Here is a 22601-nt window from a genome sequence, read left to right as displayed (position 1 = left end):
TTTTATAAAAATACTAATCTTGAACCAATACCTATAGAAATCTTTTCAACAATTTTATAAGAAACTAAAATCTGTCAACTATCTTTGCAAGCTATGACTAGAAGTGAAAGACAAGAGCTAATAGATAAGGGGTTATTATTGCCTTTAATGGAAGAGTTTTATACCATCCAAGGTGAAGGTTTCCATAAAGGAACAGCTGCTTATTTTGTTCGAATTGGTGGTTGCGATGTAGGTTGCCATTGGTGTGATGTAAAAGAAAGTTGGTTGGCAGAATTACATCCGCCAACTGAAATAGAAAAGATTGTTGAAAATGCAGTTAAATTTAGTAACACGATTGTAGTTACAGGAGGTGAACCACTCACTTGGGATATGACAGCTTTAACAACCCAGTTAAAGGCTAAAGGTGTTCAAACACATATTGAAACTTCTGGGGCTTATAAATTAACTGGAGTTTGGGATTGGATTTGTTTATCGCCTAAAAAAATGAAACTTCCAACCGAAGAAATTTATCAAAAGGCACACGAGCTTAAAATGATAATTTACAATAAAAGTGATTTTAAATTTGCTGAAGAACAGGCTGCAAAAGTAAATAAGGATTGCATTCTATATTTACAACCAGAATGGAGCAAACGCGATAAAGTCATTCCTGAAATTGTAGATTATGTCATGTCAAATCCAAAATGGAAAGTGTCATTGCAAACACATAAATATTTGAATATTCCATAAAAAAAACACCTTGAATTTCAAGGTGTTTTTTTATAAATGTATTATTTCTAATTAACTGGTACAGCAATTCTAATAGTGTCCCAACCCATATACATGGTTCCGTCATCATCAAAAGCAATAGAGAAAGCTTCTAAAGATTCTTTACTTTCTGTTACTGGAACAGATACTCTGGCAACATCGTTTGCTTCATTATAAGAATAAGCTCCCCAAACATTAATATCTGAATTTAAAATAACAATCCATTCATTTTCACCTGGAATGGTAAAAAGCGAATAGGTTCCTGCTTTAACTTGTTCGTTTCCAAACGATTTATCTTTGTAAAACGTGATTTCTGCAGCTTCGTTTGCACCAGTTCTCCAAACTTTACCTTGTGGAGCTAAAGAGTTAACATCTCTGCCTTTTAATTGTGGTCTGCTATAAATAACTTTTACTTGTTTGTCTGATACTTTATAGCTGCTTGGAAAAGAAGCTGCATCCATTGGACTTTTGTCTAAACCACTAAAATCTTGAGCAGACATGTTTGTTGAAAATAACATGATAAGTGAAAATGCTAGTGTTGAAATAAATGATGATTTTTTCATAGGTTATTTTTTAAATGAAACTTGATTAATTGAAGTTTAAAAATAAATAATAGTCTTAATTATTGTCGAAACGTTTTGTTAAAATTTACATTTTATAGTTGATTACATATAAAATCTTAAATTATAATTTCATATAGTAATTAATTTATTGTTTTTAATTTTAAATTGTAAGCATAAATAGGTTATATATTTTGTAATTGTTATAAAACAATCATTTTTGCTTTATTATTTAAATAAATGATGATTTAAAACAAGTATTATGTGTGGTATTGTATGTGCATTCGATTTAAAACAGAAATCTGAAGATTTAAGACCTCAAATATTAGAAATGGCTAAAACCATTCGTCATCGAGGACCAGATTGGTCAGGTATTTATAGTGATGATAAAGTGATTATGGCTCATGAGCGTTTGGCCATTGTGGATCCAGCTTCTGGAAAGCAACCATTGTTGAGTGAAGATAAAAAACTCATCTTAGCAGCCAATGGCGAAATATATAATCATAGAGGCTTACGTAAACAATTAAAAAACACCTATGACTTTCAAACCGAAAGCGATTGCGAAGTTATTCTTGCATTATACAAAGAAAAAGGAGTTGATTTTGTAGATGATATGAATGGCATTTTCGGATTTGCAATTTACGATGTAGATAATGATTCATATTTTATAGCTCGAGATCATATGGGAATTATTCCTTTATACATTGGTTGGGACAAAAACGGAACATTTTACGTGGCTTCCGAACTAAAAGCTCTTGAAGGTATATGTGCTAAGATTGAACTTTTTCCTCCAGGACATTATATGTCTAGTGAAGACGGAAAATATGTAAAATGGTACAATAGAGAATGGACTGAATTTGATGCTGTTAAAGAAAACGAAACTAGTATAGCTAAAATAAAAGAAGCATTAGAAGCTGCAGTACACAGGCAATTAATGAGTGATGTACCTTATGGTGTTTTATTGTCAGGAGGATTAGATTCGTCGATTACTTCTGCCATTGCCAAAAAATATTCGCAAAAACGTATTGAAAGTGATGATACGTCTGAAGCTTGGTGGCCACAACTACATTCTTTTTCAGTAGGATTGGAAGGTTCGCCAGATTTAGCTGCAGCTAGAAAAGTGGCAGACCATATAGGAACTGTACATCATGAAATAAAATTTACCATTCAAGAAGGATTAGATGCTATTAGAGATGTGATTTATAACTTAGAAACCTATGATGTTACTACTGTTAGAGCCAGTACGCCTATGTATTTAATGGCACGAGTTATTAAATCTATGGGAATAAAAATGGTGTTGTCAGGTGAAGGAGCAGACGAGCTTTTTGGAGGCTATTTATACTTTCATAAAGCACCAAATTCCCAAGAGTTTCATGAAGAAACGGTTAGAAAATTAAGTAAACTACATCAATACGATTGTTTAAGAGCAAATAAAAGTTTAGCAGCTTGGGGAATTGAAGGTCGTGTGCCATTTTTAGATAAAGAGTTTATGGATGTGGCTATGCGTATCAATCCTCAAGACAAAATGATAAATGGAGAACGCATGGAAAAATGGGTCCTTAGAAAAGCTTTTGAAGATATGATTCCGGAAGCTATAGCTTGGAGACAAAAAGAACAATTTAGCGATGGCGTAGGATACAGTTGGATTGATACGTTAAAAGAAGTAGTTGCAAAACAAGTAACAGATGAACAATTAGCAAATGCTAAATACAAGTTTCCAATTCAAACACCAACAAGCAAGGAAGAGTTTTATTATCGTTCTATTTTTGCGGAACATTTTCCAAGTGATGCTGCAGCGTTAAGTGTGCCACAAGAAGCAAGTGTGGCTTGTAGCACCCAAATAGCTTTAGATTGGGACGAAGCTTTTAAAAACATGAATGACCCAAGTGGTAGAGCTGTTGCAAAAGTGCATGCAGATGCCTACTAGTAGATTACTTTAATAAATAATTGAAAACCAGCAAATAATGCTGGTTTTTTTATTTCAGAAATTGGTTATCTTTAGACATTAACTAACCAACCACATGATTAAATTTTTTAGACGTATTCGTCAAAACCTTCTCAATGAAGGTAAAACAACCAGATACTTTAAATACGCCATTGGCGAAATTGTACTCGTGGTTATTGGAATTCTTATTGCACTTCAGATTAATAATTGGAATGAGTTGCGAAAGACAAATATTGAAGAGAAAAGCGCATTAGATAATATACAGAGAGATTTTATTAAAAATAAGGAAATTTTAGAGGATGGAATAAACACTTCTCTATTGATAATAAATTCTGGAATGGAAATTCTTAATCATACAGGAAAGAAAAGTAAACCCCAAAACGAAAATATTTTAAATAAGTGGTTAAATGATTTGTTCAATAGCCAGCCTTACTATCCTCAAAACGGGTTTTTAGATGACCTGTTAAGTTCTGGGAAACTGGGAATATTCGAAAACGTAGAATTGCGAAACCTATTATCGTCATGGAAACCTAAAGTTGAAGTTTTAGCAGAAAAATTTGAATCACTTAATCTAAATGAAGATATTTTAAATACCTATATATTAGAACATGGTAGTTGGCTAAATGCCGACGCAGTTTCTGTAGAGGAAAGAGTCTTTAAATTTCCAGTTTCAGGATTTGATGTAGATAATAGAGATTTATTGGATGCACTTCTTTTTGAAAATTTAATTGAGAATCTAACCATAAGTGCAGATAATTATCATACTACACAAAAAGAAACCTTAAAATTATTGGATGAAATAATAATGGTGTTAGAACATGAAATAATAAATAGTAATGATTAAATTCTTTCGCAAAATACGCTACAACCTCATGGAACAGAATAAAACAAGAAAGTATTTCAAATACGCTATAGGAGAAATTATCCTAGTGGTTGTAGGGATTTTAATAGCGCTTCAAATTAATACATGGAATCAGGATATAATTAATACTTCTAATGAACAAAATTATTTAGTTGGCCTAAAAAATGATTTAGAAAAACAAATTAATGCATTTAATGGAAGTGTTGAATTCGGTAATATTATAATTGATATTGGCGAATCTACATTGGAAGACTTCAGTTTAACAGGTAACTTATTACAAATTGATAGTATTAACAGTAAGTTGAGTAAAATGATGTATTCTTTAAGTTATCCTAACATTGAAACCACGTTTAACGAGTTAAATACTACAGGACAATTAAATTTAATAAAAGAAAAATCACTACGCTCAAAAATTATAAAGTATTATCAAAATTCTGAATCTAATAAAGAGAGTGTAAATGGAAACCTGCAAAATGTCTTTTATAATCAAATATTCCCAACAATAAAATCATCAGTAATTATTCATCCTGAAAATTTTAGGTTTAATTCAAAGAAAATCAATAAGGCACTTATACGGGAAAAATTAAACGTTGAATTTGAAAGTAATTTAGTTAAACCTGACAAGGAATTTGAAATTGTAAATGCCATTAGTATGGTAATTATAGTAACTAATACTAATATAAAACATATTCAAAACTCTCTAGAAGAAGCTGAATTACTTTTAAAGGACATTAATAAAGAATTAAACAATGATTAAATTCTTTCGCAAAATACGTTACAACCTCATGGAACAAAATAAAACAGGTAAGTACTTAAAATACGCCTTTGGAGAAATTATTCTCGTGGTTATTGGAATTCTGATTGCACTACAAATTAATAGTTGGAATGAGCAACGTAAACAGAATATTGCCGAAAAAGAATTTTTGCAAGGTATAAAAAACGACCTAGTACAAGACAAGCAATTTATAGACATAGTTTTAAGTAGAATTACTCCTAAAATTAAAGCTTACAACATGCTTAATAAAGATTCTCTAATACTTTCTAGAGATAAACCTAAAATAGATTCTTTGCTTAAAATCTATCTCAATTTAGGTCAACGGACATTCTATCCAATTTCAGGGTCGTATCAAGCTGCCATTTCTGGGAATGAAATTAATAGATACACTAATAAACAACTAGTACAACCTATTATAAAGCTCTATAATTCTACTTACGAAAGACTTATTGATAACGGCAAAATATTAGATGAGCGTTGGAGTTATTTAAGTAAAATTTATATTCACGAAAGGCGAACAGGACAATATCATGTTGTGGATACTATTCAATTTTCAAAGCTTTTGGATGATTTCCATTTTCATTTTATACAAATGGAATGGTATAAAAATGTATTAGATAATGCCATAATTGAAATTGATGAGCTTTTAATAAAAATTGATATGTCTCATTAATAATTCAAGGTAAAACTAATAAACAAATGATCAAATTCTTTCGCAAAATACGCTACAACCTCATGGAACAGAATAAATCAGGTAAGTACTTTAAATACGCCATTGGAGAAATTATTCTTGTGGTTATTGGTATTTTAATAGCACTTCAAATTAATAATTGGAATGAGAAAAGGAAAGAACAAGAAAAAGGACAAGTATATCTTGAAAGACTAAAAGAAAATCTAATTTTAGATTTAGAACATTTAGAACTAAATATTAATTTTTATAAACAGGTTTTTGAATATGGAAACTTGGCACTTGCTTATTCAGATGGAGATACTATAGAATCTAAAAATAATTGGGAAATACTAGTTGCTTTTTTTCATGCTAGCCAAATATGGCCATTAATACTTACTTCATCAACTTATGAAGAATTAAAAAGTTCTGGTGAACTTTCACTTTTGCAGAGCGTTGATTTAAGAAATAGCTTGTCTTATTTTTATGGTGGAGGACTCGAAAGATATAATCATACTGTAGGTATTTATCCACCTTATCGAAAAATGGTTCGTGGACTTATTCCAACAAAAATTCAAAACTATATGTGGGATCATTGCCATGTTACAAGAAACGATGCACAAATACTTAAAGCATGTGACTCTTTTATAAGTGAAGAAGAATGCAAACACATACTTGACGGTTTAATAAATAATTCAATTTTAATAGAAGAACTTCGGTATTTTATGTCTGGAATTAAAGTTGGATTAGATACAATAACTGAGCAACTTAAATTGTGTCAGCTTATGTTAGATGAAATAAATACCATTCAGAACAACTAAAAATATATGATTAAATTCTTCCGAAAAATAAGATACGATCTTATGAAACAAAACAAGACTACAAAGTACTTCAAATACGCCATTGGAGAAATCATCCTAGTCGTTATTGGTATTCTCATTGCTTTAAGCATTAATAATTGGAATGAAAAAAGAAAACTAGAAAACAGTAAACAGCAATTAATGTTAGGTTTAAAAAGTGAATTATTAAAGAACAAAAATGAGTTGGAGAATTATAGTTTAGAATTAGAAAAATGCAATTCTAAATTCAATAAAGTGCTACTTTATTCGGTAGGAGAATACACAATTCCTAACGATAGTTTAAAGCACTATCTTACAACCATGATCTACGGAAGAATATTATCTTTATTAAACTCTGTTCAAGAAGAGGCTATAAATTCTGGCAAATTTGAAATGTTAAGTGATAGTTTAAAGCAAAGCCTTTCTGTATTAAAAGATTATACCAATTCAAGAAACAAAGTTCAAGACAGAAGTAACGATATATTTAATTTTCATAGTAACAATGAAGCTGATAAATTATTAGCAAAATTATATATGCTTCCTGTTGTTCCTGATGAATTTTTAATTCATACGTTAGTTCCAACGCATCCTGATTTTTTATTAAGCGATACTGATTTATCTATTTTACTAAAGGATCCTGAGACCTATTTAACTCTAAACAAAATATACCTAATAAATGCAACTGATGAAGTTTGGGTTAAATATGGCTTATTGAGGTTGACTAATGAAACTATAAACTTATTAGATAGAGAACTAAAAGACAATTAATTTATGATAAAATTCTTTCGTAAAATACGTCAAAACCTTCTCATGGAAAACAAAACATCTAAGTACTTCAAATACGCTATTGGAGAAATATTACTCGTGGTAATAGGGATTCTTATTGCATTACAGATTAATAATTGGAATGAAAAAAGAATCCAACAAGAGCAACTTGTTTCAGTGTATGAGCGCACATTATCAGATATCGATAACGATATTCAAGAGTTGACTGCTAACTTAGATTATTTCAGAGGCATAGAATATATTTTTAAAAAAGTGATTAACGATTCTATAACCCCAGATTTATTTGATGTTGGGTTATCTAGAATATTAACACAACAAGGTATGGGTACAAGCCTAAATATGACTGGAGTCAATCAATTAAAAGCATTGAATGCTAAAGATAGTTTGTCTCTAAAAATAATAGATATTTATGGGTATTTGGAACTTATAGCTGTTGACGGTTTCGAAAAAAGGATTAATCAAGAAAGTGTAGCGATAACAAATATATTTAGGGATAACTATAGTTGGTATCCTGAATATATGAGTAAAACCATCATGCAAGATAATAGTAGTAAAGAGCTTCAGGACTATTTTCTTTACAGTCCAGAATATAGACATCGAGTAATAAGTTGCTACCAATTATTTTATGTTAATTATGTAAGTATGCTAAGAGGTATCATTCCAGTACTCAAAGAAATCACCAAAGAATTAAAAATAAAAATAGAAGAGTCTTAAACAGATTAAAGTCTTCCTAAAAAACCTGTAAAATCTTCATTTCCTAAAATGCAATAAATCCCCTCACAACAACGATTGTAGTTTTTGCGTTTTAACATTTACAAAAAAAATGCCAAAATCAATTTTAAGGCGCTTTTTAAGCGATTTAAGACATTTTTAAGTAATTAACAAATGTTAATAATTTCAAGTTAAACTCACTAAAATGCTTTTTAAAAGCCTTTTAAATTTGTATCTTTGTAAGTATCCTAAAATGATGCGTAAGTGTCATTTTTTTTATGACATATAATAACATATTTAACCTATAGATTTATAATCTTATGAGTCAAGAAAAAGAAGAATTTAACAAGCACAATTATTCAGCAGATAGTATTCAGGCATTAGAAGGCATGGAGCATGTACGTATGCGTCCTTCCATGTATATTGGAGATGTTGGTACAAGAGGTCTTCACCATTTGGTGTACGAAGTTGTAGATAACTCGATCGATGAAGCTTTAGCAGGACACTGTAACAATATTACCGTTATTATTAACGAAGATAACTCGATTACAACAGAAGATGATGGTCGTGGTATTCCTGTAGACCTTCATAAAAAAGAAGGTGTTTCGGCTCTTGAAGTTGTAATGACAAAAATTGGTGCAGGTGGAAAATTCGATAAAGATTCTTATAAAGTATCTGGTGGATTGCATGGTGTTGGTGTAAGTTGTGTAAATGCCTTGTCTGAGCATTTAAGAGCTACCGTTTATAGAGATGGAAAAATTTACGAGCAAGAGTATGAAAGAGGAAAATCTTTATATCCAGTTAAACAAATTGGCGAAACTGATAAAAGAGGAACCACTGTAACTTTTAGGCCAGACTCTACCATTTTTACTCAAACACTAGAATATAGTTATGATACTTTGGCTAGTAGAATGCGTGAATTAGCTTATTTAAATAAAGGAATTACTATTCATTTAATTGATAAGCGTCGTGTAAAAGAAGATGGTTCGTTTGAAGGTGAAACATTTCATTCAGAAGAAGGTTTAAAAGAATTTATAAAATTCTTAGATGGAAACAGAGAGCCTTTAATGAAAGATGTTATTGCTTTTGAAGGTGATAAAAACGGTGTGCCAGTTGAAGTTGCCATGGTTTATAATACGTCTTATGCAGAAAACTTACATTCGTATGTAAACAATATTAACACACATGAAGGTGGAACACACTTATCTGGTTTCCGTCGTGGATTAACACATACACTTAAAAAGTATGCCGATGAGTCTGGGATGTTAGATAAGTTGAAATTTGATATTGCTGGCGACGATTTTCGTGAAGGACTAACAGCTATCATTTCAGTGAAAGTTGCTGAACCACAATTCGAGGGTCAAACAAAAACAAAATTAGGTAATCGAGAAGTTTCTGCATCTGTAAGTCAGGCAGTTTCTGAAATGTTAACAGATTATCTGGAAGAACATCCAGACGATGCTAAAATAATTGTACAGAAAGTTATTCTGGCAGCACAAGCGCGTCATGCAGCTCAAAAAGCTCGTGAAATGGTGCAACGTAAAACCGTTATGAGTATTGGTGGTTTACCAGGAAAATTATCAGACTGTTCAGAGCAAGATCCAGCAAAATGCGAAGTATTCTTAGTAGAGGGAGATTCTGCAGGTGGAACAGCAAAACAAGGCAGAGATAGAGCTTTTCAAGCTATTTTGCCTTTAAGAGGTAAAATTCTTAATGTTGAGAAAGCCATGACTCACAAAGTGTTCGAAAATGAAGAAATTAAAAACATCTTTACAGCACTCGGTGTTACCATAGGAACAGAAGAAGATAGTAAAGCTTTGAATTTGTCAAAATTACGTTATCATAAGGTAGTCATCATGTGTGATGCTGATATTGATGGGTCTCACATTGCAACATTAATTTTGACGTTCTTTTTTAGATATATGAAGGAACTGATTGAGAATGGTCATATTTATATTGCAACACCACCTTTATATTTAGTTAAAAAAGGTCAGAAAAAAGCCTATGCTTGGTCAGATAAAGAACGAGATGCACTAGCTGAAGAATTTGGAGGAAGCGTAAATATCCAACGTTATAAAGGTCTTGGAGAGATGAATGCAGAGCAGCTTTGGGATACCACAATGAATCCAGAATTTAGAACTATGCGTTTGGTTCAAATAGATAATGGTACTGAAGCAGATAGAATTTTCTCTATGCTTATGGGAGACGAAGTGCCACCACGTAGAGAATTTATTGAAAAGAATGCTATTTATGCGAATATAGATGCCTAATAGATTTAAATAATTACAGTTAAAGCAGAAGATAATACTTCTGCTTTTTCATTTGCACTATTATTATTTGTAATTTTGCAGTCTTAAAAATCAACACATTAAAAATATATAATTTTATGAAAGTAACAGTAGTTGGAGCAGGAGCAGTAGGTGCCAGTTGTGCAGAATACATAGCTATTAAAAATTTCGCTTCAGAAGTCGTTTTATTAGATATTAAAGATGGTTTTGCAGAAGGTAAAGCTATGGATTTAATGCAAACAGCTTCATTAAATGGATTTGATACAAAGATAACAGGAATAACTAATGATTATTCGGCAACAGCAAATAGCGATATTTGTGTGATTACATCTGGGATTCCTAGAAAACCAGGAATGACTCGTGAAGAGTTAATTGGTATCAATGCAGGCATTGTAAAAGCTGTTTCTTCTAGTTTGGTGCAACACTCTCCAAATACCATACTAATAGTTGTTAGTAATCCAATGGATACTATGGCTTACTTAGCTGCTAAAGCTACAGGATTACCAAAACATAGAATTATTGGCATGGGAGGTGCATTAGATTCTGCTCGTTTTAAATATAGATTAGCAGAAGCTTTAGGTGCTCCAATTAGTGATGTAGATGGCATGGTTTTAGGTGGACATAGTGATACTGGAATGATACCATTAACCAGATTAGCAACTAGAAATTCTGTTCCTGTATCTGCATTTTTATCAGCAGATCGTTTAGAGCAAGTTAAAGAAGACACGAAAGTTGGTGGTGCAACTCTTACTAAATTATTAGGTACTTCGGCTTGGTATGCTCCAGGAGCAGCTGTAAGTAGTTTGGTTCAAGCTATTGCTTGCGACCAGAAGAAACTATTCCCTTGTTCAGTATATTTAGAAGGAGAATATGGAATGAATGACATTTGTATAGGTGTTCCTGTAATCCTTGGAAAAAATGGTATTGAAAAAATCGTTGAAATGGATTTAAGCGATGCTGAAAAAGCAAACATGCTTGAAAGTGCTGAAGCTGTAAGAAAAACTAACGGATTATTAGAATTATAAAAATAAATCAAATGAAAAAAGTATTATTACTATTATTTGTTGCAATCACTACCATTAGTTTTTCGCAAGAAAGTATTACAGAAGGTGTTGTTTTTTCAAAACAAACTATGTCAACTGATAATGCTCAAATTCAAAGCCAATTAGCTATGATTGGAGATATACTAACTACCACTTATTTTAAAGGTAATAAGACACGTTCTGAAACATCTAATATGATGACAGGTTCTTCGTTTTCAATTATGGATAACGATAGTAAACAAATGTTAATTGCTATGAACAACCAGATAGGAAAGAAATATGCTGTTAATAGTATGGAACCTTCAGAAGAAGATTTAAAGAATATCACAATTGCAAAAGGTGATGAAACCAAAAATGTTCTTGGTTATGATTGTCAAGAGTATAATATTGAGGTAAATAAAGATGGTGTTATTGTGAAAATGGATGTTTATACAACAGATAAATTAAGTGCTATCTCACAGCAATCTACCATGCTAGGAGCAGAATTAAATGGATATCCATTATATATGACTATGGATATGAATCAATCGGGAATGAATTTAACTGTAACTCATGAAGTTACAGAAATTAAAAAAGAATCTGTTTCAGATGATAAGTTCGATATGACACCTCCAGAAGGATACGAAAAAACAGACAAGTTGCAAGGTATGTAAGCCTACAAATTTAATATAACAAAAAAAACAGCTTTTTTATAGCTGTTTTTTTTGTTATATATCTTAAACCTTTTGTTAAATAAGTATAGAAGATATATATTTGCTCGTTTTTAAAAATATCAACAAAGAACTAATTAATTTAATAAATAATGCAGAATAAAGGATTAGTAAAACTATTTGCAATTTTATTTGGTTTGGTAAGTATTTACCAATTGTCTTTTACATTTAAGGCAAACAGTATTGACGAAGAAGCAAAAGTTTATGCAAGTGGCGATGCTGAAAGAGAACGTCAGTATTTAGATTCAATCGCTAACGAAAATGTTTATAATTTAGGTATTGCAGAATATACGTATAACGAAGTTAAGGAAAATGCCATGAATCTTGGTTTAGACCTTAAAGGTGGTGTTAACGTTATTCTTCAGGTTTCTGTAAAGGATATCTTAAAAGGATTATCTAATTACAGTAAAGACCCAGTTTTTAATAAAGCTTTAGACGATGCTTCAGAGCTTCAGAAAAATAGTCAAAATACGTATTTAGAAGATTTCTTCGTTTCTTTTGATGCCATTAAAGGAGATACAAAATTAGCTTCACCAGATATTTTTGCTAATAGAACATTAAGCGAAGAGATTACTTTCGATATGTCTGATGATCAGGTAAGACCTATCATTGAAAGGAAAATCGATGAATCTATTGTTTCAGCTTTCGAAGTATTACGTAAACGTATTGATGAGTTTGGTGTAACATCTCCAAACATTCAACGTTTAGGTTCTTCTGGACGTATTCTTGTTGAATTACCTGGTGTTAAAGATGCAGAGCGTGCTACAAAATTATTACAAAGTACAGCTCAATTAGAATTCTGGGATGCTTACAAAGGAGAAACGTTTGTTGGTTTTTTAAGCCAAGCTAACGAGTTAATAAAAGAAATTGAAGCTGCAGAAGAAGAGGAAGTTTTATTAGAAGAAGTTGTTGAAGAATCAATTGAAACTGAAGACGATAAAATTGCAGATTTATTAGGTGATGATCCAGATTCTTTATCTGTTGAAAGTAATCCTATTGGAAAACTTATTAGAGGATTTGGTTATCAAGGGGGTCCAATTGTAGCTCAATTTGCTATAAAAGATAAAGATCAGGTACTTGAGTATTTAAACATGCCAGAAGTAAGAGCTTTAATTCCAGCAGAAATGCGTGATGTAAAATTTTTATTCGGGAAACCAGAAAAAGATAGTGAGATTATAGATTTATATGCTTTAGTTGGTAATAGAGATAATGTGCCACCATTAAGTGGAGCTGTTGTTACAGATGCTCGTCAGGATTTTGGTCCAACAAGTAAGCCTGTAGTTTCTATGCAAATGAATGCAAAAGGAGCTAAGATTTGGGAAGAAATGACTGGAAAAGCATTTACTCAAGGAAGTCAAATTGCTATTGTTCTTGATAATGTGGTGTATTCTGCACCAGGAGTTACAACAGGAGCTATTTCTGGAGGTAATTCTCAAATTTCTGGAGACTTTACTTTAAATGAAGCTACCGATTTAGCTAACGTATTACGTGCTGGTAAATTACCTGCTTCTGCAGATATTATTCAATCTGAAGTAGTTGGACCATCTTTAGGTCAAGAAGCTATTGATAGTGGTAAAATGTCTTTCATGATTGCACTTGTTTTAGTGTTATTATGGATGGTATTTTATTATGGTAAAGCTGGTTTATTTGCAGATGTTGCCATGGCATTAAACATCTTATTAATATTTGGTGTGCTTTCTGGTTTAGGAGCTGTATTAACACTTCCTGGTATTGCAGGTATCGTATTAACAATTGGTATGTCGGTCGATGCAAACGTGCTTATCTTTGAACGAATTCGAGAAGAGTTAACGAAAGGTAAAGGTCAAAAAGAATCTATTCAAGACGGATTTAGTAATGCCCTATCATCCATTTTAGATGCTAACATTACTACTGGTCTTACTGCATTAATTTTATTTATTTTTGGAACAGGACCAATTAAAGGGTTTGCAACTACTTTATTAATTGGTATTGCTACTTCTTTATTTACAGCTATTTTCATTACTAGATTAATTGTAGATTGGTATGTTGGAAGAGGAGGGAAATTAGATTTCTCTACAGGAATTACTAAAAACTTATTTAGAAACATCAATATCGATTTCTTAAAGAAACGTAAAGTTGCTTATATCTTTTCTGGAATTTTAATCGTTTTAAGTTTAGGTTCTTTATTTACAAACGGTTTAGATCAAGGTGTAGATTTTGTTGGAGGTAGAACCTATCAAGTACGTTTTGCACAAGACGTAAGTTCTTCTGAAATTACAAGTACACTTTCTGCTCCTGAAGTATTTGGATCTGCAGATGCTAAAACATTTGGAAGTTCTAATCAGTTAAAAATTACCACCAAGTTTAAAGTTGATGAAACTGGAGCTGAAGTTGATGAAGAAATAAGACAAACATTATTTACTGCATTATTACCACATTTAGAAGGTGTTACTTATGAAGATTTTATAAGTGATGACGATCATAAAACAGTAGGTTTAATGAAATACTACAAAGTAAGTCCAACCATTGCAGATGATATTAAAAAAGCATCTTTCTGGGCTATCTTAGGATCTTTAGTAGTGGTATTCCTTTATATCTTATTCCGTTTTAAAAGATGGCAATTCTCTCTTGGAGCAGTTGCAGCTGTTTTCCACGATGTACTTATTGTGTTAGGTGTTTTCTCTTTAACATATAAGTTTATGCCATTTACAATGGAAATAGACCAAGCCTTTATTGCAGCAATTTTAACTGTAATTGGTTACTCATTAAACGATACAGTGGTTGTATTTGATAGAATTCGTGAATTTTTTAATGAACACACAACTTGGCCATTCGATAAAGTAATTAATGCTTCTTTAAGCAGTACGTTAAGTAGAACGTTAAATACCTCTTTAACAACCTTGGTTGTGTTATTAGCAATATTCATTTTTGGTGGAGATTCTATTAGAGGATTTATGTTTGCATTAATAATAGGTGTTATAGTTGGTACTTATTCATCCTTATTTATTGCAACTCCTATCATGTACGATTCAGTTAAGAAAGGTGATGCTAAAGACTCATTAAAACATAAAATAAGTGAAGAAGTTGAAGAGGCGAAAGCTTAAAAAACATCTTTAATAAAACTAAAAAAGCCTATTTGATAAATATCAAATAGGCTTTTTTAGTTTTATTGTTTTGTTAATGAGAATTGATTTGTATCAAATCAAATAATAAGATGTTATTTAATATTCGATTCTATCTCCAATTTGAAGTTGCCATTTATTGACTAAGCCAGCATTTACTTCAAGAACATATTTAGCTGGAGTATTAGAAGGTAATGAACTTTCATTTAAAGGTTGTGCATTTTCCTGAAAACTAACAATGGTTTTATTCTCATCTAGATATATTAAATCTAAAGGGAATTTGGTGTTTTTCATATAAAATGATCGAGGTCTTTCATCTTGAAAGACAAATAACATGCCTTGATGTTTTTTCATCGAATTTCTGTACATCAAACCTGTTTGAGTATCATAATCGGTATCTGCAATTTCAATATCTATTTTAGAGATTATAGAATCTGATGTAGATTTATAGAGTGTTAATTCACCTTCTTTAGTGAAAGGAATTTCAACTTGTTTAATTACTTTTTTGTCTTCTTTACAAGATGTTGTTACACTAAAAGCAATCGTACTTATAGTAAAAACATAAGGTAAAGTATGTTTTATTTTTAAAGGCATGATTAAATTACTGGAGTTTTAGGCTTATAAACAAACATAAAATATAGCCCAATAATAATAAAAGGAATGCTCAACATTTGTCCAGTATTAAGTCCTAAGAAAGTAATGTATTCATCTCCCTGAGGTTCTTTTACAAATTCTACAAATAGTCTAATAGTCCATAATAGTACTAAAAACAATCCGAATAAAAATCCTGTCTGATTGCCTTTATTTGTTTTCGAATAAAAATACCATAAGATTAGAAATACAAAAACATAACAAAATGCTTCATATAATTGTGCTGGATGTCTATACGGAACTGCTTGTAATATCTCAGTAAATTGTGGATTTGTAGCAATAGCATCATAGGCTTCTTTAGGTGTTTTCATGCCAGTGAGCTGCATGGCTTCACCTTTACTATATTGATCTTGTATAAACCTTACTCCAAAATTCGAATCTGTAACTTTTCCAATAATTTCAGAATTAATAAAATTTCCAATTCTAATAAAGACAGCTCCAGAAGCAACAGGAATAACCACTCGGTCTAATATCCACAATAATGATTTGTATTTATATTTTCGTCTATATAAATACATACCAATTATAATGCCTATGGCAGCACCATGACTAGCTAAGCCTTGAAAGCCGGTAAACTCGAATTCTGGATAAAAACGTACTGGTAAAAAGATGCTAAAAAAATCTTGCGTAATTAATTCAGATTGGTAGAATAACACATGTCCTAATCTTGCACCAAGCATGGTGGCAAAAACCGTATATATAAACAATGGGTCTAAATATTCTAGTTTTATCTTGTCTTTTATAAAAATACGTTTCATAATATACCAGCCTAATAGGAAGGCTATAATCCACATCATGCTGTAAAAATGAAGTTTGAAATTTCCAATGATATCTATTCCGGTTATAGGATTCCAATCGAACTTAAGTAAAAACATAGATTTTATTTTATGCTTGTAAATATAGACAAATGAAAATGGATTAAAAAGGAAAGGGTTGTAAGGAAATGTTATTTTTTATCTAATTTTTCAGGAACAGGATCGTAACCAGAACGTCCCCAAGGCGATGGAGCGTTGAAGAAAATGTACAGTGTACATTTTTAGCGAACAGGCGCGTTGGCGCGTTGGCTAGTTTTTAGTTGTCATCCTTTTCCGGAACAGGATCGTAACCAGAACGTCCCCAAGGATGACAACTAAAAATCCTTGTAATAGCTAGCTTACCACCTTTTAAGAATCCATGTTTTTCTAATGCTTCTTTAGTGTAATAAGAACAGGTAGGTTGAAACCTACAGGTTGCAGGCGTAAATGGAGAAATAATAGTTTGATAAACTTTTATAAGGAATAAGAAAGGAGCAACTATTATTTTTTTCATAATTAATTAGTCGAAAACGAAGTTCCATCCTTTCCGTCTTTTAATTGAATACCAATGGCCTCCAACTCATCTCGAATTTGATCTGATAATGCAAAATCCTTATTCGCTCTTGCTTCCTGACGAAGTTTGATAAGTAACTCTACTGTTCCAGATAATTTGTCAGTTCCGTTAACATCAATAGATGCTGTATCTAAAAGCCCCATAATATCAAATACAAACCCATGAATGGCTTCTTTTAGAAGACTTAAATCTTCTTTAGTAATACTTCCTTTAGCATCATTAATTTGATTGATATTTTTTGCAGCTTCAAATAAATGTGCGATTAAAATAGGTGTATTAAAATCGTCGTTCATGGCATCGTAACATTTTTGTTTCCATTCTAAAACATGAAATGTAGATGTGGTTGAAGTTGGTAGGCCTTCTAATAAATGTATGGCTTCCATCAATCTATTAAAACCTTTTTCACTGGCTAAAAGGCCATCGTTTGTGAAGTCTAATACACTTCTATAATGTGCTTGAAGCATGAAAAAACGTGCTACTGCAGGTGAAAAACCTTTAGTGATGTGTGGATTGTCTCCAGAAAAAATTTCATTTGGAAGAATAAAATTCCCAGTCGATTTTGCCATCTTCTTACCATTCATAATAAGCATGTTGGCATGCATCCAATAATTAACAGGTGTTTGTCCTTTAGCAGCTTGGTTTTGTGCAATTTCACATTCGTGATGTGGAAATTTTAAGTCCATACCACCACCATGAATATCAAAATGTTCACCCAAATATTTCGTGCTCATAGCAGTACATTCCAAATGCCATCCTGGAAAACCATCGCTCCAAGGAGAAGGCCAACGCATAATATGCTGAGGTTCGGCTTTTTTCCAAAGGGCAAAATCCTGAGGGTTTTTCTTGTCACTTTGTCCATCAAGCTCGCGAGTGTTATGAATTAAATCTTCTACTTTACGCTTGCTTAAAATGCCATAATTATTTGTTTCGTTGTATTTTAAAACATCAAAATAAACAGAACCATTGACTTGGTAAGCAAAGCCGTTGTCAATAATGGTTTTTATCAATTCTATTTGTTCAATAATATGTCCAGTTGCTGTAGGCTCAATACTTGGAGGTAGAAAATTAAAGGCATTTAAAATATTATGAAAATCTACAGTGTATCTTTGTACAACTTCCATTGGTTCAATTTCTTCTAAACGTGCTTTTTTTGCAATTCTATCTTCTCCTACATCAGCATCGTTTTCTAAATGGCCAGCATCAGTTATGTTTCTTACATACCTAACTTTATAACCTAAATGTTTTAGATATCTGTAAATCATATCAAAAGACATAAAGGTTCTTACGTTTCCTAAATGTACATTACTATAAACAGTAGGTCCACAAACATACATACCAACATAGCCTTCATGAATAGGATTAAAAATGTCTTTTTCACCTGAAAGTGAATTGTATATTTTTATGTCTTGTTGTTTGTAAAGATGCATGATGTAATGTATGTTGTTTAGTTGTATATTGAAAAGTTATAAGCTAATAAAAGTCAATTAAGCGTTTACTTCATACCGAACATTAAAAAGAAGTATCTAATTTAATATAATCTAAAAATTCTCTTTTAGTTTCTTTGTCTTTAAATTTTCCACCAAATTCTGATGTAATCGTGCTGCTTTCAGTATCTCTAATGCCACGAGAATTAACGCATAAATGTTTAGCATCTATTACACATGCCACATCTTGAGTATTTAAAACCTCTTGTAATTCTTTAACTATTTGAATGGTTAATCTTTCTTGAACTTGAGGACGTTTCGCAAAATAATCTACTATTCTATTCATTTTAGATAAGCCAACAACGGTTCCGTTTGAAATATAAGCTACATGAGCTTTCCCTACAATTGGTAGTAAATGGTGCTCGCAAGTAGAATAAACAGTAATGTTTTTTTCTACTAACATTTCACCGTATTGATATTTATTTTCGAAAGTTGATGCGCTTGGTTTTTTGTCTGGATTAAGACCTCCAAAAAGCTCTTTTACAAACATTTTTGCAACTCTATTAGGTGTGCCTTTTAAACTATCGTCAGTAAGATCTAGTCCTAAGGTTTCCATGATATGTTGCACATCATCTTTAATAATGTCAATCTTCTCTTCGTTTGTTAGTTTAAAAGCATCTTGTCGCATGGGAGTGTTTGAAGATGTTCCAACATGGTTATCTCCTAAAGACTCAAATTCTTCTAACTTTTCGTCAAATTTCATCCGATAATTTAAATATATGTTTAATCTGCAAAGATATGAAAATACATAATTTATAAGAGTTTTATTAACACAGAATTAATTTCATTAGTATTTTAACGGACTATTTCATAAAATTTTCTTAATTTGAGCCATTATTTTTTAATAATTTGTCTATAATGTATTGACATCTATTGTGTTAAATTAATTAATTCGTGTTTTACATTTTCCCTTATGAAAAAAATTATTACTCTTTGTTTCTTTCTGTTTATAACTAATTCATTTGCTCAACTTATAGCAATTGATGATGTGCTTGTTGGAAGATCAGATTTCCCAGCTGTTTCAGTTTCTACTGGAGATCGCATATTTTTAAACGATTATTTTAATGGATCTCCTATCACATTTGGAAACTATTTAAATTTCACTTATACAGAAGTAATTCCAGATCCATCTGGATTTTTAACTTTCAATCCGTTTGGATTTGTAAATATTGCTGCTAATACACCTCAAGGAATTTACTATATAACATATCAGATTTGTGAAAATGCCAACCCGACCAATTGTGATACAGCAGTTATTGAAATCAGAATGTTTCCCTCGTTTAAAAGTTCTGGACAAGGTTCTTTTAACTTGTTGTTAGAAACAACAAATGGAACTGAGTCTTGTGGAAATAATGTATGTATTGCGAATGGTGGTTGTGTTGATTTAAATACAGGAACCATTGCACCATTAACTTTAACTGCACAATACACAGATGCAGGAGTAACTAACAGCTATGAAGTAAATACAATTCCATTTAATCCATCTTTTAGTTTTTCTGATATTTCTACTGGTGCTGCTCTAACAACAGATGATAATTGGAGTTCAATTATCAATTTTGCTTTCGATTTTGATTTTTATCAAAATAATTATACACAATGTGTGTTGTCAACAAATGGAGCAGTAAGTTTTGATTTGAGTAATGCAGGTAATGGGCATTTCTGGACTCCAGCTGCTGGAGCTTTAATTCCTAATAATACAGATGCTGCCTTAAGAGATGGGAACATTTTTGGTGCCATACATGATACAGACCCAAGTGCTTCAGGAACCTTAGGGACAGATTTTAATATTACGTACAGCGTAAAAGGAGATGCCCCTTTTAGGGTATTTATATTTGGCTTTCAAACTGTTGCTCAATTTGCATGTAATTCATTGAAAACTACTCAAATGATTATGTTTTATGAAACAACAAATGTTATTGAAACTTATATATTTGAAAAACCAGTTTGTGCAAGTTGGGCTGGAGGAAGAGCTGCAATAGGCATACAGAATAACGCAGGTAATCAAGGACTTTCTCCTCCTGGAAGAAATACAGGGGTTTGGGATATTCCTTTCTTATCACCAGAAGCGTATCAATTTATTCCAAATGGCACATCCATTACTACGTTTCAATGGTTAGATGAGGCTGGAACTGTTTTAGGTACAGATCCAAATGCCTTAGTGGTTACACCAAGTCAAACAACTACATACATAGCTGAAGTAACTTATACAGATGCTTTTACTGGAGTAGAATATGTTGCTACTAGACCCATAACCGTAGTTGTATCACCAACACCAGTAGTAACAGTTACTAGCAGTGCAGATTTATGTGATACAGGAGACGCTGTGTTTACCATTACTGGATCAGAAAATGATGTGGTAGAATTCAATATTAATGGAGGAGCAACACAATCTATAACAATAGATGCTTCCGGCACTTATGTCATTACCATTCCAGGAGTGACTAGCTCTCAAACGATTAATTTACTTTCAGCAAATAACTTGAATTCTGTTTGTGGTGGACCAATGTCTGTTTCTGAAACAGTTGATGTTATTGCTTCTCCAATTGCTGATGCTCCAGCAGATGTTACTGCATGTAATGATTATACGTTACCAGCTTTGACAGTTGGTGACTATTATACAGCAACTGGTGGCCCTGGAGGTACAGGAACCATGTTAAATGCAGGAGACATTATTACAACTACACAAACCATTTATGTCTATGCAGAAACAGGAACCACTCCAAATTGTTTCGATGAAAATAGCTTTGTTGTAACTATAAACCCTTGTACGTTGTCAGTATCTGCATCTGCTGATATGCCAACAATTTGCCATGATGCTGGAGTAGATGTTACGTTAACTGCAACGCCAAGTCCAGCCATAGCAGTTGGTGCTTATAGTTATAGTTGGAATGTTCAAGGAAATGCTACGGTTTTAGGCACGAATGCTACTTTGCTTTTATCGCCTCCACCTGCAGCAACTACAATTTACGAAGTTACATTAACCGATAGTGGTTTAACGCCACCAAATGATACAGCAACAATTACAGTAACAGTTACTGTTAATATAACACCAACAGTATCTGCGCCAGCAGATGTTACAGCATGTGATAGCTATATTTTACCAGCATTAGGAAGTGGAAATTACTACACTGGAGCTGGAGGAACAGGAACTACATTAAATACAGGAGATACTATCTCTAGCACACAAACCATATATGTTTATGAAGAAACTGGAACCACTCCAAACTGTTTTGATGAAAATAGTTTTGTGGTTACCATTAATCAAACACCAACAGTTGATGCGCCTACAGATGTTATTGCTTGTGATAGTTATGTGCTTCCATCTTTAACAGGTGGTCAATATTATAATGGTCCAGGAGGTACAGGAGGTCTAATAACAGCAGGAACATCTATTAATAGCTCACAAACCATATATGTTTATGAAGAAACTGGAACTACTCCAAATTGTTTTGCAGAAAACAGCTTTGTTGTAACTATTAATACTACTCCAATAGTCGATGCGCCAGCAGATGTTACAATATGTAATGAATATGCTTTACCGGCATTAACAAATGGAACATATTATACTGCAGCAGGAGGAACTGGAACAATGTTAAATGCAGGAGATTTAATAACAAGCACTCAAACTATTTATGTATATGAAGAAACAGGGACCACTCCTAACTGTTTTAATGAAAATAGTTTTATAGTCACTATTGATGTTTGTACTATATCTGTTACAGCGACAGCAGACATGCCATCCATTTGTCATGATGCAGGAGCCGATGTAACTTTAACAGCTAATCCTTCGCCAGCTGTAGCTATTGGAGCCTATAGTTATAGTTGGAATGTTCAAGGAAATGCTACGGTTATAGGCACGAATGCTACGTTGCTTTTATCGCCTCCACCTGCTGCAACTACAATTTATGAAGTCACATTAACAGATAGTGGTTTATCACCACCAAACGATACTGCAACCAATACAGTTACTGTAGTTGTAAATACAACACCAACAGTTGATGCACCTGTAGATGTTACTGTTTGTGATAGTTATGTGCTTCCAGTTTTAACAGGAGGTCAATATTATA

19 protein-coding genes are annotated in these 22601 nt (G+C 32.2%); 13 read left to right on the top strand and 6 right to left on the bottom strand.

Features of this window, described 5'->3' with window-relative positions:
* Positions 1–93: 93 nt before the first annotated feature.
* Positions 94–726, top strand: a complete 633-nt coding sequence (locus FVF61_RS01060) for a 7-carboxy-7-deazaguanine synthase QueE (protein ID WP_148452366.1) — start codon at positions 94–96, stop codon at positions 724–726.
* A gap of 47 nt (positions 727–773) precedes the next feature.
* Here the strand turns inward: FVF61_RS01060 and FVF61_RS01055 are convergent, their stop codons facing one another.
* On the bottom strand, positions 774–1307 hold the full coding sequence (locus FVF61_RS01055) for a DUF2911 domain-containing protein (RefSeq protein WP_148452364.1): 534 nt from the start codon (positions 1305–1307) through the stop codon (positions 774–776).
* 259 nt (positions 1308–1566) lie between these two features.
* Between FVF61_RS01055 and asnB the strand changes: the two genes are divergently transcribed.
* From asnB to secDF, 11 genes are all read left to right on the top strand, one after another.
* Positions 1567–3231 carry an asparagine synthase B gene (gene asnB / locus FVF61_RS01050; protein ID WP_148452363.1) on the top strand — a complete coding sequence of 555 codons (1665 nt, stop codon included), beginning with the start codon at positions 1567–1569 and terminating at the stop codon, positions 3229–3231.
* Between the two features lie 94 nt (positions 3232–3325).
* Entirely contained in the window at positions 3326–4093 is a 768-nt protein-coding gene (locus FVF61_RS01045) for a DUF6090 family protein (protein ID WP_148452361.1), read from the top strand.
* Positions 4086–4868 carry a hypothetical protein gene (locus FVF61_RS01040; RefSeq protein ID WP_148452359.1) on the top strand — a complete coding sequence of 261 codons (783 nt, stop codon included), beginning with the start codon at positions 4086–4088 and terminating at the stop codon, positions 4866–4868. The genes FVF61_RS01045 and FVF61_RS01040 overlap by 8 nt, the downstream gene beginning before the upstream one ends.
* Entirely contained in the window at positions 4861–5559 is a 699-nt protein-coding gene (locus FVF61_RS01035; RefSeq protein WP_148452357.1) for a DUF6090 family protein, read from the top strand. The genes FVF61_RS01040 and FVF61_RS01035 overlap by 8 nt, the downstream gene beginning before the upstream one ends.
* A 62-nt stretch (positions 5560–5621) precedes the next feature.
* Positions 5622–6374: a DUF6090 family protein gene (locus FVF61_RS01030; RefSeq protein WP_199757244.1), complete on the top strand. Its 753-nt coding sequence runs from the start codon at positions 5622–5624 to the stop codon at positions 6372–6374.
* Positions 6375–6416: 42 nt separating this feature from the next.
* Entirely contained in the window at positions 6417–7160 is a 744-nt protein-coding gene (locus FVF61_RS01025; protein ID WP_148452353.1) for a DUF6090 family protein, read from the top strand.
* A gap of 3 nt (positions 7161–7163) precedes the next feature.
* Positions 7164–7892: a DUF6090 family protein gene (locus tag FVF61_RS01020; protein WP_148452351.1), complete on the top strand. Its 729-nt coding sequence runs from the start codon at positions 7164–7166 to the stop codon at positions 7890–7892.
* A gap of 317 nt (positions 7893–8209) precedes the next feature.
* On the top strand, positions 8210–10159 hold the full coding sequence (gene gyrB, locus FVF61_RS01015) for a DNA topoisomerase (ATP-hydrolyzing) subunit B (RefSeq protein WP_148452349.1): 1950 nt from the start codon (positions 8210–8212) through the stop codon (positions 10157–10159).
* A gap of 116 nt (positions 10160–10275) precedes the next feature.
* Positions 10276–11202, top strand: coding sequence for a malate dehydrogenase (gene mdh, locus FVF61_RS01010; RefSeq protein ID WP_148452347.1), 927 nt, complete (start codon positions 10276–10278; stop codon positions 11200–11202).
* Between the two features lie 11 nt (positions 11203–11213).
* The gene (locus FVF61_RS01005; RefSeq protein WP_148452345.1) at positions 11214–11873 is read left to right on the top strand and encodes a hypothetical protein; all 660 of its coding nucleotides are present in this window, start codon (positions 11214–11216) and stop codon (positions 11871–11873) included.
* A 149-nt stretch (positions 11874–12022) separates the two neighbouring features.
* Positions 12023–15013 carry a protein translocase subunit SecDF gene (secDF, locus tag FVF61_RS01000; RefSeq protein WP_148452343.1) on the top strand — a complete coding sequence of 997 codons (2991 nt, stop codon included), beginning with the start codon at positions 12023–12025 and terminating at the stop codon, positions 15011–15013.
* Positions 15014–15130: 117 nt separating this feature from the next.
* On the opposite strand, the gene FVF61_RS00995 is transcribed toward secDF, so the two are convergent.
* The 5 genes from FVF61_RS00995 to folE form a co-directional block, all read right to left on the bottom strand.
* Entirely contained in the window at positions 15131–15625 is a 495-nt protein-coding gene (locus tag FVF61_RS00995; RefSeq protein WP_148452341.1) for a DUF192 domain-containing protein, read from the bottom strand.
* A 2-nt stretch (positions 15626–15627) separates the two neighbouring features.
* Entirely contained in the window at positions 15628–16557 is a 930-nt protein-coding gene (gene lgt, locus FVF61_RS00990) for a prolipoprotein diacylglyceryl transferase (protein ID WP_148452339.1), read from the bottom strand.
* Between the two features lie 196 nt (positions 16558–16753).
* Positions 16754–16990, bottom strand: coding sequence for a membrane protein insertion efficiency factor YidD (gene yidD, locus FVF61_RS00985; RefSeq protein ID WP_148452337.1), 237 nt, complete (start codon positions 16988–16990; stop codon positions 16754–16756).
* Positions 16991–16992: 2 nt separating this feature from the next.
* Positions 16993–18477: a cysteine--tRNA ligase gene (gene cysS / locus FVF61_RS00980; RefSeq protein WP_148452335.1), complete on the bottom strand. Its 1485-nt coding sequence runs from the start codon at positions 18475–18477 to the stop codon at positions 16993–16995.
* An 82-nt stretch (positions 18478–18559) separates the two neighbouring features.
* Positions 18560–19237, bottom strand: a complete 678-nt coding sequence (folE, locus tag FVF61_RS00975) for a GTP cyclohydrolase I FolE (protein ID WP_148452333.1) — start codon at positions 19235–19237, stop codon at positions 18560–18562.
* Between the two features lie 210 nt (positions 19238–19447).
* On the opposite strand from folE, the gene FVF61_RS00970 reads away from it, so the two are divergent.
* The coding region (locus tag FVF61_RS00970; protein ID WP_148452331.1) for a hypothetical protein at positions 19448–22601 on the top strand (3154 nt) is incomplete at its 3' end.

Source organism: Xanthomarina maritima (assembly GCF_008084905.1).
Classification (GTDB): domain Bacteria; phylum Bacteroidota; class Bacteroidia; order Flavobacteriales; family Flavobacteriaceae; genus Xanthomarina; species Xanthomarina maritima.
This window is presented reverse-complemented; position numbering and strand designations above follow the sequence as displayed.